Genomic DNA, 15,580 nt, shown 5'->3' on the forward strand with positions numbered 1-15,580 from the left:
CCGTCGGCGCGGATCCGGATCAGGACTCAAGGATCAGACCCAGACTTTCGACTGGGTCAGGATTCGTTCGGTTTGACGCTTTCGAGGAGCATGTCCAGCCATTCGGTCACCTTGTCCCGGTGCTTGTCGCTGGGCAGTTGGGCGGCGCGCCAGGCGATGCCCCGTACACCGTGGTTCTGGAGAAGTCTTGCCAGTGGATCGCCCGCCGATGCGCCCGAGGCCGGTACGGTTTCCCGCGCCCGGCCCGCGAAGTCCTGGAGCAGCTGTTGCTCCGTCCGCTGGAGCGCGTCGGTGAGGGCGTCGGCGTCGTGCGCCGTGAGGAACCCGGCGTGCACTCCGAAGAACCGCTGGATCGCGTCGCAGTGTTCCATGGTGGGACGCCGGTCGCCGTTGATCAGTGCCCCGGCCTGCTGCCGCGACATGCCGGCGCCGTCCGCGATCTCCTGCTGGGTGTAGCGGCGGCCGTTCGGTTTGACACGGGTCCGCCGCAGCAGGTCGAGACGCTGGAGGAAGCGGGTCTGCAGATCGGGTTCGCCGGCCGGCCTGCCGTCGAGCAGGGTCCTGACCACGTCCGTGGGTACGCCGGAGGCCTCGGAGAGCCGCCGCAGGTCGAAGACCTGGTTACGGTCGCGGCCCATCTTGCCCGCGAGTTCGGCGACACGCGTGATGGTGGCTGCCAGGGGTGCGTCGGCCACCGCGACGGGAGCCGGGAAGCCGTCTGTCACCAGTGGTTCTCCTAGATCGCGCGAAGTCGGTATGGGCACATGGTCGGCTTCTGGAATCTAGCCGCTCTCGCCCGTAAGGGCTAGAACGTGCCACAGCTGTGGCGGGAATGAGCTGTCAAGAGGCTGGAATTGCCACAATAGTTGACACTCGAATGAAGTCGGTAGCAGGATCGCCACACGGAAATGAAGATCCAGACCGGAGGAGGGGGAGCTCTCAGTGCCACATCTCGCAGCGGTGGGCCCGTCCGATGGACTCGCCCGAGCCGTTGAAGAGCGCCTGACGGGCGAAGAACCCGCCCGCGGTGCCGTGCGGTCGGAGCGACGCAAGGAGATTTTGCGCCAGCGCCGCGAGGAGCTGGGCCTGAGTCAGGAAGACCTCGCCGCCCGACTGCGCATCAGTGTGCGCGCGTACGGGAATTGGGAAAGAGGTCTGGTCAAGGAGTGGACGGACCGCAAACTGCTCGCCCTGGCCGAGGCCTTGGAAATGAGCGAGCGGCAATGCTTCTGGCTGTTCCGCGTCATGGTGGACCGCGATCCGCCGCCCACGTGGCGGGCCGCCGAGGAGAACCGGCTGCCCGACGATCCGGCGCAGCGTGACTACCTGTGCGACTACGCCGCCCTCATGGAGTCCGTGCCGTACCCGAGCTTCCTGGTGGACCACCGCTGGGACGTGGCCCTGACCAACTCGGCCTTCGACCAGCTCTTCCGGTCGGTGAGACCCCACCCGACGGCCCTGCCGGACGACAACTTCCTGCGCTTCGTGCTGTTCCACCCGGACGCGGCGGCCGTGCTGGAGGACCACGAACCGGCCTGGTGCGTACCGCTGCTGGCCCAGTTCGCGACCGCGCTGGCCGGCGACCCCGAGGACGAGGGGCTGCGCAGCATCCGCCAGGAGGTGGCCCGTGACCCGTTCATGGAGGCGGCCTACCGGTACGGCGTGCCGCACTGGCTGAGTACCCACGGGACCGACGCCGCCGAGCTCGACGGGGCGGTGCGCACCGTGCGCCACCCCGACCCGCGGTGGGGGCTGGTGCGGTGCCGGATGGTGGCCGAGACCAGTCGGATGCTGGGCGAGATGGGACTGACCCGGATCACCCTGATCCTGTCGACGCCCACGGGCGCACCGAGCGGCCCCGTCCGCGGCGGCGGCTTCACCCAGCAGCAGGGCGCCAGACTGCGCGCCGTGCCGTCGCCGGTGGAGTGACCGACCGGGGCAGACTGGTGCCCGCGGACGTGTGCCGTGGCTTCCGTGCCGTCGATCGTGTCACCGATCGTGGCATCGGCCGTCACGGCGGCGGCGTCGGCGACGGGATCTGCACTGGCGAAAGGCGGTAGGGGCGTGCGGCTGACGATCCTCGGCGGAGGCGGCTTCCGGGTCCCGCTCGTCTACGGGGCACTGCTCGGCGACCGCGCCGAGGGCAGGGTGTCCCAGGTGACGCTGTACGACGAGGACCCGGCGCGGCTCACCGCCATGGCCCGGGTGCTCCGTGACCAGGCCGCGGCCGCGTCGGCGGCCGACCCGACGGTGGACGCCCCGACCGTGACGGTCACCGGGGAGCTCGACGAGGCCCTGCGCGGGGCCGATTTCGTCTTCTCCGCCATCCGCGTCGGTGGCCTGGAAGGGCGCGCCGCGGACGAGCGGATCGCCCTGGCGGAGGGTGTCCTCGGCCAGGAGACCGTGGGCGCGGGCGGGATCGCGTACGGCCTGCGGACCGTGCCGGTGGCGCGCGAGATCGCCCGCAGGATCGCCCGCCACGCCCCCGAGGCATGGGTCATCAACTTCACCAATCCGGCCGGGCTGGTCACCGAGGCCATGGCCGAGGTGCTCGGTCGGCGGGTGATCGGCATCTGTGATTCCCCCGTGGGCCTCGGCCGGCGCATCGCCCGGGTGCTGGGCGCCCGGCCGCAGGACGCCTGGATCGACTACGTCGGCCTCAACCACCTGGGCTGGGTGCGCGGGCTGCGCGTCGGCGGTCGCGACGAGCTGCCGCGGCTGCTGGCCGACACCGAGGCCCTGGAGTCCTTCGAGGAGGGCCGGCTCTTCGGTGCCGAATGGCTGCGCTCGCTCGGCGCGATCCCCAACGAGTACCTGCACTACTACTACTTCAACCGTGACACCGTACGGGCGTACCAGGAGGCCGAGCAGACCCGCGGGGCCTTCCTGCGCGACCAGCAGCGCGGCTTCTACGCCGAGGCCGCCCGGGCCGGGGCGCCGGCCGGGGCGGCGCTGGCCGCCTGGGACCGTACCCGGGCCGAGCGCGAAGCCACGTACATGGCCGAGAACCGCGAGGCGGCGGGTGCCCCGGAGCGCGAGGAGAGCGACCTCGAATCCGGTGGCTACGAGAAGGTCGCGCTCGCGCTGATGCGGGCCATCGCCCGGGACGAACGGGCCACACTGATCCTGAACGTCCCCAACGGCTCGACGCTGTCCGTCCTCGACGCCGAGGCCGTCATCGAGGTGCCCTGCCTGGTCGACGCGAACGGCGCCCACCCGGTGGGCGTCGCACCCCTGCCCCTGCACGCGGTGGGGCTGGTGACGGCGGTCAAGGCCGTCGAACGGGAGATCCTGGCGGCGGCCGCGAGCGGATCGCGGACCGACGCGGTCAAGGCCTTCGCGCTCCACCCGCTCATCGACTCGGTGGGCGTGGCCCGACGCCTGCTCGACGGGTACGCGGCGGCGCACCCGGGCCTCGCCCACCTGCGCTGATCCCGGCGCGCGCGTCCCCCGTACGGCTCACCGCCGCATGCGCCCGGGCGGGCGCGCTGTGACAGTGCGAGGGTGACCACTGCCCCCGCCGAAGCCGCCGCGCCCCCCGTGATCGACCGGCGGCGGCGCAACATCATCTTCGGCACGATCATGCTCGGTGTGCTGCTCGCGGCACTCGACCAGACGATCGTCGGGACCGCGCTGCCCACGATCGTGGGGGACCTGGGCGGCGGCGACCACATGTCGTGGGTGGTCACCTCGTACCTGCTCGCCGAGACCGTGGCGACGGTCCTGGTCGGTAAGTTCGGTGACCTCTTCGGCCGAAAACTGATCTTCCAGATCTCCGCCATCGTCTTCATCAGCGGCTCCTTCCTGTGCGGCCTGTCCGGCAACATGACCTTCCTGATCGTGTGGCGCGGCGTCCAGGGCGTCGGGGCCGGCGGCCTGATGGTCACCGCGATGGCGCTGATCGCCGATGTGGTGCCCCTGCGCGAACGCGGCAAGTACCAGGGCATGATCGGCGCCGTCTTCGGGGTCGCCACGGTGATCGGACCGCTGCTCGGCGGATTCTTCACCGACCAGCTGACCTGGCGGTGGTGCTTCTACGTCAACGTCCCGATCGCGATCCTCGTCGTCGTCGCGGCTGCGAAGACCATCCCGGCGGTCCGCGCCTCGGGCCGGCCGGTCATCGACTACCTGGGCATCGCGCTGGTCGCGGTCGGCGCCAGCGCGCTGATCCTGGCCACCAGTTGGGGCGGGAACGAGTACGCCTGGACCTCGCCGGTCATCATCGGCCTGTTCGCGGGCGGCGCGGTCGCGCTGGCGTTGTTCTGCCTGGCCGAGACGCGCGCCGCGGAACCGATGCTGCCGATGCGGCTCTTCCGCAACCCGGTCTTCTCCGTGTGCTCGATCCTGAGCTTCGTCGTCGGTTTCGCGATGCTCGGCGCGATGACCTTCCTGCCGACCTACCTCCAGTACGTCGACGGGGACTCGGCCACGATCTCGGGCGTCCGCACCCTGCCCATGGTCATCGGCCTGCTGATCGCCTCCGTGTTCAGCGGCAACGTGGTGAGCAGGACCGGCCGGTACCGGATCTTCCCGATCGTCGGTAACGCGGTCATGGGCGTCGGCCTGTACCTGCTGTCGCTGATGGGTCCCGGGACCGGCACCCTGCTGGAATCGCTGTACATGTTCGTGCTCGGCACCGGCATCGGCCTGTCCATGCAGGTGCTGACCATCGCCGTGCAGAACACCGTCGACTACGCCGACCTCGGCACCGCCACCTCGGGCGTCACCTTCTTCCGTACGCTCGGCAGCGCCTTCGGGACCGCGGTCTTCGGGACGATCTACGCGAACCACCTGGGGCCCGAGCTGCAGGCCGCGTACGTGGAGGCGGCGCGCCTCACCGGGCAGGATCCGGAGCAACTGGCCAAGGCGGCGTCCACCCCGGAAGGGGTGCACCGGCTCCCCCCGGAAGCCGCCGCCCCGGTGATCGACGCGTACGCGCAGGCCCTGCAGACCGTTTTCGTCTACACCGTTCCGGTCGCCGTGTTCGGTTTCGTCGTGGCGCTCTTCCTCAAGCAGGTGCGGCTGCGCGACAGCGCCCGCGCCGGTTCCACGGACATGGGCGACGGCTTCGGCTCGCCGGCCACGGCCTCGGGGGATTCGGCCAAACTGCTGGAGCTGGCCGTCGGCAAACTCGTACGGAACATGGGCGCGGAAACGGCGCGGGGGATCGTCGAAGGCTCCGACACCCGGCTGGACATCGCGGGCGCCTGGGCGGTGATGCAGGTGGACCTGCTGACCCGGACCATCGGCCATGCCGGCATCGGAGTGATCGCCGGCCGCCGGTCCCTGCCGCCGGAGGTGCTGGTCCCCGTCTACGAGCGGATGGAGGACGAGGGCTTCCTCAGCCGCGAGGGCAGCTTCTTCACGCTCACGGCGGCCGGGCAGCGGGAGGCCGACGTCATCTCGAAGGCGTGGGCCGAATGGCTCAAGGACCAGTTGGAGAAGGACCGGGGGCGGCCGCGGAGCGCCGAACTGCGGGTCGCGGCGGACGCGATCGCCAAGCGGTTGCTCGCGGAGGATCTGGGGGAGGGCAACTTCGCGCCAAAGGTGGTGGTGCGCCACTAGATCCGGGTCTGGAACGGAACCCCCCGGGGGCGCCCGTCGTCCTCCCCTTCGAGGCGGTCGGACAGCCGGACCGGTAGCCGGACGACGGACGAGGGGGCGCTCGTGAGCATCACACTGGCCGAGGAGATCATGCTGCTGTCCCTGGACGACGAGTCCGGGGCGGCGCGGCAGCGCCAGTCGGCGGGTTGGGCCGTGGCGGGCGCGCTGCTGCTCGAACTCGTCCTGGCGGAGCGGGTGTCGGTGGCGGGCAAATACCTGGAGCTCAGCAGCACCGAGCCGACGGGGGAGGAACTGCTCGACGGACGGATCCGGTTGCTGGAGACCTGGCTCCGGGGGCGCGGGAAGCGCCGGGTGACGGACTGGCTGACGAAGGACCAGCCCAAGGCGGTCGGAGCCACCCTGGAGAGGCTCGGTGAGCGCGGGCTGGTGGTCGCCCAGGTGCACAAGGTGTTCGGGGTGTTTCCGCAGCGCCGCTACCCGGAGGCGGACGGCACCGTCGAGAGGGCCCTGCGCGAGCGGCTCCGCGAGGTGGTCCTCGAAGGCGCCGAGCCGGACGAGCGCACCGCCGGGGTGATCGCCCTGATCCACTCGGCCAAGCTGCACCGGCTCGCCTTCCCCGACCGGCAGCCCGACGAGGTGACCGCCCGGATGGCGGAGATAGCCGCCGGCCGGTGGGCGGCCGAGAGCGTCCGGGCCGCCATCCGTGACATGCAGGCCGCGATGGTGGCGGTGACCGTCGTGACGGTCCTGACGGCCACGTCCTGACGGCCGTCTCCGCAGGGCCGCCCTCCGTGGGCCGTCTCCTGAGGGTTTCGGCCGCTCAGGCGCCCGGTGGGCTCGCGACCGGGTAGGCGTACGAGGGGACGGGCGGCAGCGTCGTGAGGTCCGGGCGCCAGGCGCGCAGCACGGCCGCCGAGGGGGCGTAGAGGGCCGAGGGGATCTCGGCGGGGGCGAACCACTGCCAGCGGGCGATCTTGTGCGGCTCGGTGACGGTCGGGACGCCCTCCGCCGAGGTGGTGACGGCGGCCGCCGTCAGCCGGGTCATCCCGGCCTGCGCGTCGATCTGCACGGACAGGATCCGGATCGCCTCGGGGGTCGCCCGCAGGTCCGTCTCCTCGGCGAGTTCCCGGGCGGCGGCTCGCTCGAAGCCCTCCCCGGGGTCGACCTTGCCGCCGGGCAGCTCCCAGCGGCCGTCGTGCGCCTGGCCGAGCAGCACCCGGCCGTCCGCCGCCAGGACGACCAGTCCGACGCCGACGACGGCATGGGGCTGCGGCACGGCGCGCTCTGGGCGTTCGCCGGTGGTGGTCATGGACGTCCTTCCGATGGAGGGGTGGGCCGGGCCCGGACATGGATCCGCTCGCCCTGGGGGCCGAACAGGCTGAGGAACTCCGCGGGTTGCGGACCCGCGTTGAAGAAGGCGTGCGGGGTGCGCGTGTCGAACTCGGCGGCCTCACCCGGACCGAGCACGAGGTCGTGCCCGCCGAGCAGCAGCCGGATGCGTCCGGCGAGCACGTACAGCCACTCGTAGCCCTCGTGCACCTGCAGTTCGGGCTCGGGCGGCGGGCCTTCGAGGGGCGGGAGGATCTGCTTGAAGGCGTGCACCCCGCTGAATTTCCGCGTCAGCGGCACATAGGTGCTGCCGTGCCGGACGAAAGGGCGCGGCCGGATCCGGGGGTCCCCGGTCTCCGGGGCGCCGACCAACTCGTCGAGCGCCACCCGGTGCGCCCTGGCCAGCGGGAGCAGCAGCTCCAGCGTCGGCCTGCGCTGTCCGGACTCCAGCCGGGAGAGGGTCGAGAGCGAGATACCGGTGGTCTCGCTGAGCTGGGCCAACGTGGTGCCGCGCTGTCGGCGCAGGGCACGCAGCCGCGGCCCCACGGCGGTGAGCACGTCGGCGAGTTCCTCGTCCTGTCCCTCGGTGGCCATGGATCCATTTGCCGCTTCGGCAAGAACATTTGTCAAGCGGGCCGACGTGGGCGGACCCTCGAAGGCATGGACAACGCAAGCGAGACCTCCTTCGACGTGGTGGTCGTGGGCGGCGGGGCCGCCGGGCTGGCCGGCGCCCTGACCCTGGTGCGGGCCCGCCGTTCGGTACTGGTCATCGACTCCGGCAGCCCGCGCAACGCCCCGGCCGCGCACATGCACGGATACCTCGGGCAGGACGGGCGGAGCCCCGCCGGGCTGTTGGCCGAGGGCCGCGCGGAGGTGACCGGGTACGGCGGGGAGATCCGGCCCGGCACGGCCGTGGCCGCGGACCGGCTGCCCGACGGGAGCTTCCTGGTGCGCTGCGGGGACGGCACGACCGTCCGGGCCCGCCGGCTGCTGGTCGCCACCGGCCTGGTGGACGAGCTGCCCGCCGTGCCGGGCCTCGGGGCGCGCTGGGGGCGGGACGTGCTGCACTGCCCTTACTGCCACGGCTGGGAGGTCCGGGACCGGTCGATCGCGGTGCTGGCCGACGGGCCCCTCGCCGTGCACCAGGCCCAGCTCTGGCGGCAGTGGAGCGGGCGGATCACCCTGCTGGCGCACACCTGGCGGCTCACCGACGAGGACCGGGAACTGCTCGCCGCCCTCGCGGTCCCGGTCGTCGAGGGCGAGGTGACCGGCCTCGCGGTCCGGGAGGGCCGGCTGACCGGCGTGACCCTGGCGGGTGGCGCGGTGGAGGAGTGCGAGGCGCTGGTGGTCGCCCCGCGGTTCACCGCCCGCTCGGGCGTGCTCGGTAGCCTCGGCCTGCCGACCGTCGTCATGGAGCGGGACGGTGCGGCGATCGGCACCTGCGTCGCGTCCGATCCGGACACCGGGGCCACCGCCCTGCACGGGGTCTGGGTCGCGGGCAATGTGACCTCCCCGCTGGAGAAGGTGCCGGGCGCGGCCGCCCAAGGGGTGCGGGCGGCGGTGGCCGTCAACACCGACCTGATCGAGGCGAAGACCCGGCGGGCGCTGGAGGCCCACCGCGCCGGCGCCGGCGTGTGAGGGGGAGTGAGCGGAGACGGGAGAGGTGACCGCCTGAGCTGTTCTCGGACATCTGTGCGGGTTTCGGTCGCCTCCCGTTCGCGCAGGCTCTGGGCGGTGTGATCGTCGTACGGTCCAACGGCTCGGGGGGACGCTCCATGGCACATGTGCTGGTCATCGGCGGAGGTGTCGCGGGGGCCGCCACCGCCCTGCTCGCGGCGCGGCACGGACACACGGCGGAGGTCTTCGAGCGCGATGCGCGGGCCCCGGGCACGGCGCTCGACCGTGACTTCTTCGGCTGGCGGCGGCCGACCGTACCGCAGGCCGCCCAGCCGCACGTGCTGCTCGGAGCCGCCCGCAACGTCCTGCGCGGCGATCTGCCCGACGTCCACGCGGAGATGCTCCGGCTCGGAGCCCGCGAACGGAACGAGCTCGACTGGTTCGACGTACGTCCGCCCGCGTGGCCCGGCGACGACGACCTCGTGATGCTCCAGGCCCGGCGCATCGTGCTGGAAAGTGCCCTGGCCACGGCGCTGCGCGCGGAACCGGGGGTCGTCGTCCGGTACGGGGAACCGGTCAACGGGCTGATCACGGCCCCGGGCTCGCCCGAGGGTGCCGGGATCCAGGTGACGGGAGTGACCACCGAGACCGGGAGCTACCCGGGGGACCTCGTCGTGGACGCCGGCGGGCGGCGCGGCGGCACCGAACGCAGGCTGGCCGAGGCCGGCTGCAGGCCACCCGTCGTGGAACGGCACCGCACCGGGCTCGCCTACTTCTGCCGCTGGTACCGACTGCCCGACGGGGTGGACGAGGGGCCGCGCCGGCCGTGGGCGGTGACCGGCGGGCCCTTCGCCGGGTGCGCCGTCTTCCCGGCCGACAACCGGGTGTTCGCCGTGACGCTGTTCGTGCACACCACGGACACCACGCGCTCGGCACTGCGCGACCCCGCCGTCTTCGAGGCGGCGGCACGCGCCTTCCCGCCCGGCGCGGCCTGGCTGGGGCCGGGCGCCGAGCCGCTGTCGGGTGTCCTGGCCACGGCGAGCCTGGACAACCGGTGGAGCGCGCTGGTCGACGAGGCGGGGCCGGTGGTGACCGGGCTGGTGCCGGTCGGGGACTCGATCACGCACACCAACCCGACCCTCGGACAGGGCACCTCGCTCGCGCTGTGGGCGGCGCGCAGGGTGGCCCGTACGGCCCACCGGGACCCGGGATCGGCGCGGTACGCCGCAGATCACCACGCCTGGGCGGAACGCACCCTGAAGCCGTGGTTCGACTTCCAGGTCGTCGCGGACGCGGCGATCGGCGAGCGCTTCGCGACCCGGGCGGTGCGCGGCGGGACGGCGCGCGAGGTGTCCGCGCTGTTCGACTGCGCGCTGGAGGACCCGGTGGTGATGCGGGCGCGGGCGAGGGTCCGGCACCTGGTCGAGCCGCCGGAGCGGGCGTACGCGGATCCGGAGATCCGCGCCCGGGTGACGCGCTGGCTGGCGGATCGGCCGCACTACGCGCCGAACGCGGCGGGGCCGGACCGGGAGGAGTGGGAGAAACTGACGGCGGGCTGAGGCGAGGCGGCGGCCGCTCAGTCGGATGCGGGGTCGGCGGTGGGACCGGTGGTGGGGCCGAGCACCTCGGCGAGGTCGTAGCCGACGACCTCCTCCAACTGGGTGTAGGTGCAACTCTCGGGGGTCCGGTCGTCCCGCCAGCGGTGGAACTGGGCGGTGTGGCGGAAGCGGTCGCCCTCCATGTGGTCGTACTTCACCTCCACGACCCGCTCGGGTCGCAGCGGCACCCAGGACAGGTCCTTCTTGCCGGTCCAGCGGCTCTGCGCGCCGGGCAGCCGGGCGCTCTCGTGGGCGGACTCCTCGGCCCAGGCGGCCCACGGGTGGCCGGTCGGGTCGGGCATCCGCAGGGGTTCGAGTTCCTCCACCAACTCGGCGCGGCGCTTCATGGGGAAGGCGGCACACACGCCCACGTGTTGGAGGGCGCCGTGGGCGTCGTACAGGCCGAGCAGCAGCGATCCGACAATCGGACCGCTCTTGTGGAAACGGAATCCTGCGACGACGACGTCGGCCGTACGTTGGTGTTTGACCTTGAACATGAGGCGGGCATCGGGCCGGTAGCGGAGATCGAGCGGTTTGGCGATCACCCCGTCGAGCCCGGCGCCCTCGAACCGCTCGAACCACTCCTGCGCGAGCGCGGGATCGGTGGTCGCGGGCGCGAGATGAACGGGGGGCCGAGCGGTGGAGAGGGAACGGACGAGGGCGGCACGGCGGTCGGCGAGCGGGCTGTCGAGCAGCGAGTCGTCGCCGAGGGCGAGCAGGTCGAAGGCGACGAAGCCGGCGGGCGTGGTCTCGGCCAGCAGGGCGACGCGGGACTGCGCGGGATGGATCCGCTCGGTCAGCCGGTCGAAATCGAGGCGCCCGCCATGAACGATGACGATCTCGCCGTCCATGACGCAACGGCTCGGCAGGTTGTCCTTCAGGGCCTCCACCAGCTCGGGAAAATACCTGGTCAGGGACTTTCCGGTGCGGCTGCCCAGCTCGACCTCGTCGCCGTCGCGATACACGATGGCCCGGAAGCCGTCCCACTTGGCCTCGTACTGCATCCCGGGCGGGATCTTCGCCACGGACTTGGCGAGCATCGGCTTCACGGGCGGCATCACTGGCAGATCCATGCCTCCGATTCTGCGGTGGTACGTCCGGACCCGCCCGGTATGCGCGCATGACCGGGCCCGCCTACCGTGGCGCACATGGGTGCTGCCGGTAATGCGATCGAGCTGGAAGCGGGCGGGCGGACGGTACGACTGTCCAGCCCGGACAAGGTCTACTTCCCGGAGCGCGGCCTCACCAAGAGGAATGTGGCCGAGTACTACCTGGCGGTGGCACCCGGCATCACGCGCGCGCTGCGCAACCGGCCGACGACCCTGGAGCGCTTCCCGGACGGGGTGGAGGGCGAGTCCTTCTTCCAGAAGCGGGCCCCGAAGAACCTTCCCGACTGGATCCCCACCGCCCACATCGCGTTCCCGAGCGGCCGCACGGCCGACGAGATCTGCCCGACCGAACCGGCCGCCGTCCTGTGGGCGGCCAACCTGGGGTGCCTCACCTTCCACCCGTGGCCGGTGCGGCGCGAGGACACCGACCGCCCCGACGAGCTCCGGATCGACCTGGACCCGCAGCCGGGAACGGACTACCACCACGCGGTGGCGGCCGCCCATGAACTGCGCGCCCTGCTGGAGGAACTGGGTCTGCGGGGCTGGCCCAAGACCTCGGGCGGTCGAGGGCTGCACGTCTTCGTGCCGATCGAGCCGCGCTGGACCTTCACCGAGGTCCGCCGGTGCGCCATCGCCCTCGGTCGGGAACTGGAGCGCCGAATGCCGGGCAAGGTCACGACCGCCTGGTGGAAGGAGGAGCGAGGCGAGCGGATCTTCGTCGACTACAACCAGACGGCACGCGACCGCACGATCGCCTCCGCCTACTCCGTCCGCCCCCGCCCGCACGCCCCGGTATCAGCGCCGCTGCGCTGGGACGAGGTGGACGACGCGGAACCCCGCGACTTCGACATCGTGACGATGCCGGCCCGCTTCGCCGAACTGGGGGACCTGCACGCGGACATGGACGAGCACGCCTTCGCCCTGGACGCCGTACTGGAACTCGCGGCCCGCGACGAACACGAGCACGGCCTGGGGGACATGCCCTACCCCCCGGACTACCCGAAGATGCCGGGCGAGCCCAAGCGCGTCCAGCCCAGCCGGGCGAAGCACGAGGACTGACGGGCGGCCGGTGACACACCGCCCGGGACGAGGCGGAACCATAAAACAACACGAACGATCGTGCTAATATCTCCGCGTTGGCTGCCTCGGCATCTGGCCGCCCTGAGGAGAATTCCGGAGAACCCGCACATGCACCCCATGGCTTCACTCCTGAGCACCACCCTCAACATCACCAGCCGGCTCGCCCCGGGCCTGGCCGGTCCCCGGGTCTTCGCGCTCTTCGTCAAGCCTCTCGGGCGCGCGCGACCAAGGCCCGAGGAGGCGGAGGTCATGGCACGGGCGGAGACCGGGCGGATGGTGGTGCGCGGCACGGCCGTGACCACCTACCGGTGGGGGAACGGGGGTCGGCCCGTGCTGATCGTGCACGGCTGGTCCTCGCGCGCCTCACGCTTCGCCGCCTTCGTCGAGGCCCTGCGCGCCCAGGGCCGCACCGTGATCGCCTTCGACGCGCCGGGGCACGGGGAGTCGGACGGCCGGTTCTCCACGATCCTCGACTACCGCGCCATCATCGGCCGACTGCACGCGGAGCACGGTGACTTCTCGGCCGTCGTGGCCCACTCCTTCGGCGTGGTCGCCACCTTCTCCATGCTGAACGACGGCATACCGGCCGATCGCGTCATCGGCATCGGAGGCGTGGCCCACTTCGACTATCTCGTCGAGCGGTTCCGGGCCGGGCTGAACCTCGGCGAGGGAGTCGGCCGCGTCCTGCGCACCCATGTCGAGCGCCGACTCTTCCCCGGCGATCCCGACATCTGGCAGCGCCTCGACGCCCGCCGTCGCCTTCCCGGCACACCGGCGCCGATCCTCCTCTTCCACGACACGGAGGACGACGTGATCGACCCCGCCCAGTCCCGCGCGATCGCCGCCGCGTACGGCCCGCAGGCCCGCCTGATCGAGACCACGGGCCTCGGCCACCGCCGCATCCTGTCCGACCCCGCCGTCATCGCGACCACGGTCGATTTCGTGCTCTCCGAGCCGGCGCCCGAGCCCGCCACCGCGACCGTGCGGCGAGCATGAAGGCGGAGGTCAGGAGGGCGAAGTGAACGCGGGCGGCCGCTCCGGGAGTTCATCCGGATCGGCCGCCACCGCGCGCAGCCGGCGCAGGATCCCCCGGCCGGCCCGCTCGTACGCCAGCGGGTCGCCGTGCAGTACGGAATGCGCGTTGGCCAGTTCCATCAGGGCCGTCAACTCGAAGGTGACCTGAGGTACCTCGTCCGCGTCGGACGCGTCCCGGAACCCGCCCGTCAGTCGCGCCTCGTCCAGGAGCCGCTCGATGTACCGCGTCCAGTCGGCCCGCGCCGCGGCGATCTCGTCCCGTACCGGGCCGGGGCGGGCATCGAACTCCGCGGAGACGGAGTAGAAGAAGCATCCGCCGGGGAACACCCGGCGCCCGGAGTAGTCGAGCCAGCGCTCGCACAGCCGCCACACCTTGGCGAGACCGTCGGGGTCCCGGTGCACCGGCCGCACCACCTCGTCCTTGAACACGTCCACAGCGGCACGCACGGTGGCGAGCTGCAGGTCCTCCTTGGAACCGAAGAGCGCGAAAACCCCACTCTTGCTCAGGCCGAGATCCGCGGCGATCTTCCCCAGGGACAGGCCTTCCAGGCCGTCCACGGAAGCGATGTTCATCGTGCGGTCGAGAACGACCCGCCGCGTCTGGTTGCCGCGTTCCACACGTCCGTCAGCCATGGCGCCATCTTACCGAACGCACGGTCGTTCACTCTGTGCCGAACGGTCTCGATGTCAGTGGCGGATGCGATGCTCCGGAGGACGAGGTAGGGCGGGAAGGGGGCCGGTTCGACCTGGTGCCGAGGGAAGAAATCGGCCGGTGGTCGGCGTACCTGTGCGCGGGGATGACAGCGTGTTGATCAGTCGTTGATCGGACGTCCATCTGCGGCGGCCAGGATCACCGGCATGTCGATTAACACCACCACCGCAACCACTGACACCGCTTGGTACGACCTCGCCCTGTGCGCCCAGACGGGCCCCGGCTTCTTCTTCCCGGAGCCCGGCTCCTCCCTGCGTGACGCGAAGCGACTGTGCGGGGCGTGCGAGGGGCGGGCTGCGTGCTTGGAGTACGCCCTGGCCAACGACGAGCGGTTCGGCGTCTGGGGCGGCCTCTCGGAGTCCGAGCGACAGGCCCTGCGCCGCCGCTGATCAGGTGCGCGTCGCCTTCCCACTCCCGCGCACCAACCCCACCCGCCGCGCGAGCTCGAACCCCTCGCCACCGCACTCCTCCCGGCGCGGCGTGTGGGGGACGACGCGCACGGGGTAGTGCCCCCCGACGGGCGACACGACGCCGCCGAAGCGGGGGTCGCCCGCGAACCAGATCCTGTCCGGGTGGCTGTCTTCCAGCAGGGCGAGCGGCACGGGGAACGGGATGATCCGGAACATGGCCGTGAAGTCCTCGCGGAACGGGATGGCGACGGTTGCAGGGCTGCCGTTCACTCGGCGCTGGTGCCGGCACGGGAGCTCGTTCCAGGGGTACGCCTGCAGTACCGCGGCGACGCGACGCCGACGGAGGTAGGCGATGACCACCCAGGGGAAGAGGGGGGCCGCGAGTACGGCCGTGAGGGCAAAGACCAGTCCGGCATACGGGATGAAACCAGTGCAGGCCATGGCAGTCATGGGTGGGCCGCCAAGGCTCAGTACCCATCCGAGGCGGCGGAGAGCCAACTTTCTGTAGCCGACAACTGTCGGAGCGTGGTCCCAGGCGGCCTTGGTGAGCGTGACGCTCATAGGAGTACCTCCAGGATGCGTGAGGTCCCGGCGGCCTTCGGCACACTCGGTTCGGGGTTGGTGAACTGGAGGGTGTGCGCAACGGCCTCGAGGATGTCCGTGTAAGCATCGGCGTGTTGGGTCGAGGCGCTGGTCAGATCGAGCACGAGCAGGTGGAGCCCATCTGGATGTGCGGTCGCGACTCTGGCCTGAAACAAGTGATGTTCAACATCAGGCACGGAAATGACCCCGGACACCAGACAGCACGGTAGGGCTGACGGCAGCTCGATGAATCTGCGGACGGCACTGGTCCACAGCGGTGAGCGGGCGATGGCCAGAGCTGTGCGTGCAACGAAGAGCCGAGAGTTGGGCTGCTTACCCCGCTGGATTGTCAGGGAGAACAATGAAGTGGCGGCCCCGACCGGCTCTTCGGGGTGGAAGCCAAGTGCGGTGTGCACAACGTCGTGCGCCGCAAGGTTCTCCAGTCGGTCTACGAGCTGGGACAGTTCCCGTTGGGCGGCGGGGCTGCCCAAGGCGTCAGCGTACGAATCCAGGGCTGCGGCGTCCTCGGGGCCGATGTCATGA

Annotated in this window: 16 protein-coding genes; 9 read left to right on the plus strand and 7 right to left on the minus strand. The window is 71.5% G+C overall.

All coding sequences use genetic code 11. From position 1 onward, the window contains the following. Nucleotides 1-56: 56 nt before the first annotated feature. A complete protein-coding gene (locus OG624_RS32570) occupies nt 57-725 on the minus strand; it encodes a helix-turn-helix domain-containing protein (protein ID WP_033220048.1) in 669 nt (222 codons plus the stop codon). A gap of 334 nt (nt 726-1,059) precedes the next feature. Here OG624_RS32570 and OG624_RS32575 point away from each other — a divergent pair, with 334 nt between their 5' ends. The 4 genes from OG624_RS32575 (at nt 1,060) to OG624_RS32590 (ending at nt 6,330) form a co-directional block, all read left to right on the plus strand. Further along, complete coding sequence (locus OG624_RS32575) at nt 1,060-1,929, plus strand: helix-turn-helix domain-containing protein (RefSeq protein WP_033220045.1); 870 nt, start codon at nt 1,060-1,062, stop codon at nt 1,927-1,929. 135 nt (nt 1,930-2,064) lie between these two features. Beyond that, entirely contained in the window at nt 2,065-3,432 is a 1,368-nt protein-coding gene (locus OG624_RS32580; protein ID WP_161290543.1) for a family 4 glycosyl hydrolase, read from the plus strand. A 72-nt stretch (nt 3,433-3,504) separates the two neighbouring features. Beyond that, entirely contained in the window at nt 3,505-5,565 is a 2,061-nt protein-coding gene (locus OG624_RS32585) for an MDR family MFS transporter (RefSeq protein WP_371588786.1), read from the plus strand. 102 nt (nt 5,566-5,667) lie between these two features. Continuing rightward, the gene (locus tag OG624_RS32590) at nt 5,668-6,330 is read left to right on the plus strand and encodes a GOLPH3/VPS74 family protein (protein WP_033220040.1); all 663 of its coding nucleotides are present in this window, start codon (nt 5,668-5,670) and stop codon (nt 6,328-6,330) included. A 55-nt stretch (nt 6,331-6,385) separates the two neighbouring features. Here OG624_RS32590 and OG624_RS32595 read toward each other — a convergent pair whose 3' ends face one another. Both OG624_RS32595 and OG624_RS32600 read right to left on the minus strand, forming a co-directional pair. Further along, a complete protein-coding gene (locus OG624_RS32595) occupies nt 6,386-6,874 on the minus strand; it encodes a nucleotide triphosphate diphosphatase NUDT15 (protein WP_033220038.1) in 489 nt (162 codons plus the stop codon). Continuing rightward, nucleotides 6,871-7,488, minus strand: coding sequence for a helix-turn-helix domain-containing protein (locus OG624_RS32600; RefSeq protein ID WP_033220037.1), 618 nt, complete (start codon nt 7,486-7,488; stop codon nt 6,871-6,873). The genes OG624_RS32595 and OG624_RS32600 overlap by 4 nt, the downstream gene beginning before the upstream one ends. A gap of 66 nt (nt 7,489-7,554) precedes the next feature. Here OG624_RS32600 and OG624_RS32605 point away from each other — a divergent pair, with 66 nt between their 5' ends. After that, nucleotides 7,555-8,532 carry an NAD(P)/FAD-dependent oxidoreductase gene (locus tag OG624_RS32605; protein ID WP_371640130.1) on the plus strand — a complete coding sequence of 326 codons (978 nt, stop codon included), beginning with the start codon at nt 7,555-7,557 and terminating at the stop codon, nt 8,530-8,532. A 137-nt stretch (nt 8,533-8,669) separates the two neighbouring features. Then, nucleotides 8,670-10,070: an NAD(P)-binding protein gene (locus OG624_RS32610; protein WP_033220033.1), complete on the plus strand. Its 1,401-nt coding sequence runs from the start codon at nt 8,670-8,672 to the stop codon at nt 10,068-10,070. A 17-nt stretch (nt 10,071-10,087) separates the two neighbouring features. On the opposite strand, the gene OG624_RS32615 is transcribed toward OG624_RS32610, so the two are convergent. Further along, nucleotides 10,088-11,182, minus strand: coding sequence for an ATP-dependent DNA ligase (locus tag OG624_RS32615; protein WP_371588787.1), 1,095 nt, complete (start codon nt 11,180-11,182; stop codon nt 10,088-10,090). Between the two features lie 75 nt (nt 11,183-11,257). Between OG624_RS32615 and ligD the strand changes: the two genes are divergently transcribed. Beyond that, nucleotides 11,258-12,277 carry a non-homologous end-joining DNA ligase gene (gene ligD, locus OG624_RS32620; RefSeq protein WP_078909267.1) on the plus strand — a complete coding sequence of 340 codons (1,020 nt, stop codon included), beginning with the start codon at nt 11,258-11,260 and terminating at the stop codon, nt 12,275-12,277. A gap of 138 nt (nt 12,278-12,415) precedes the next feature. After that, the gene (locus tag OG624_RS32625; RefSeq protein WP_371593796.1) at nt 12,416-13,294 is read left to right on the plus strand and encodes an alpha/beta hydrolase; all 879 of its coding nucleotides are present in this window, start codon (nt 12,416-12,418) and stop codon (nt 13,292-13,294) included. 9 nt (nt 13,295-13,303) lie between these two features. Here OG624_RS32625 and OG624_RS32630 read toward each other — a convergent pair whose 3' ends face one another. After that, nucleotides 13,304-13,966, minus strand: a complete 663-nt coding sequence (locus OG624_RS32630; RefSeq protein WP_371640131.1) for a TetR/AcrR family transcriptional regulator — start codon at nt 13,964-13,966, stop codon at nt 13,304-13,306. Nucleotides 13,967-14,191: 225 nt separating this feature from the next. On the opposite strand from OG624_RS32630, the gene OG624_RS32635 reads away from it, so the two are divergent. Further along, entirely contained in the window at nt 14,192-14,434 is a 243-nt protein-coding gene (locus OG624_RS32635) for a WhiB family transcriptional regulator (protein WP_033220027.1), read from the plus strand. Here the strand turns inward: OG624_RS32635 and OG624_RS32640 are convergent, their stop codons facing one another. Together OG624_RS32640 and OG624_RS32645 are read right to left on the minus strand one after the other, a co-directional pair. Continuing rightward, nucleotides 14,435-14,896, minus strand: coding sequence for a hypothetical protein (locus tag OG624_RS32640; protein ID WP_371588788.1), 462 nt, complete (start codon nt 14,894-14,896; stop codon nt 14,435-14,437). Between the two features lie 116 nt (nt 14,897-15,012). Beyond that, nucleotides 15,013-15,528, minus strand: coding sequence for a hypothetical protein (locus OG624_RS32645; RefSeq protein WP_371588789.1), 516 nt, complete (start codon nt 15,526-15,528; stop codon nt 15,013-15,015). Nucleotides 15,529-15,580: the final 52 nt, after the last annotated feature.

Origin of the sequence: Streptomyces virginiae (genome assembly GCF_041432505.1) — a bacterium.
GTDB lineage: Bacteria > Actinomycetota > Actinomycetes > Streptomycetales > Streptomycetaceae > Streptomyces > Streptomyces virginiae_A.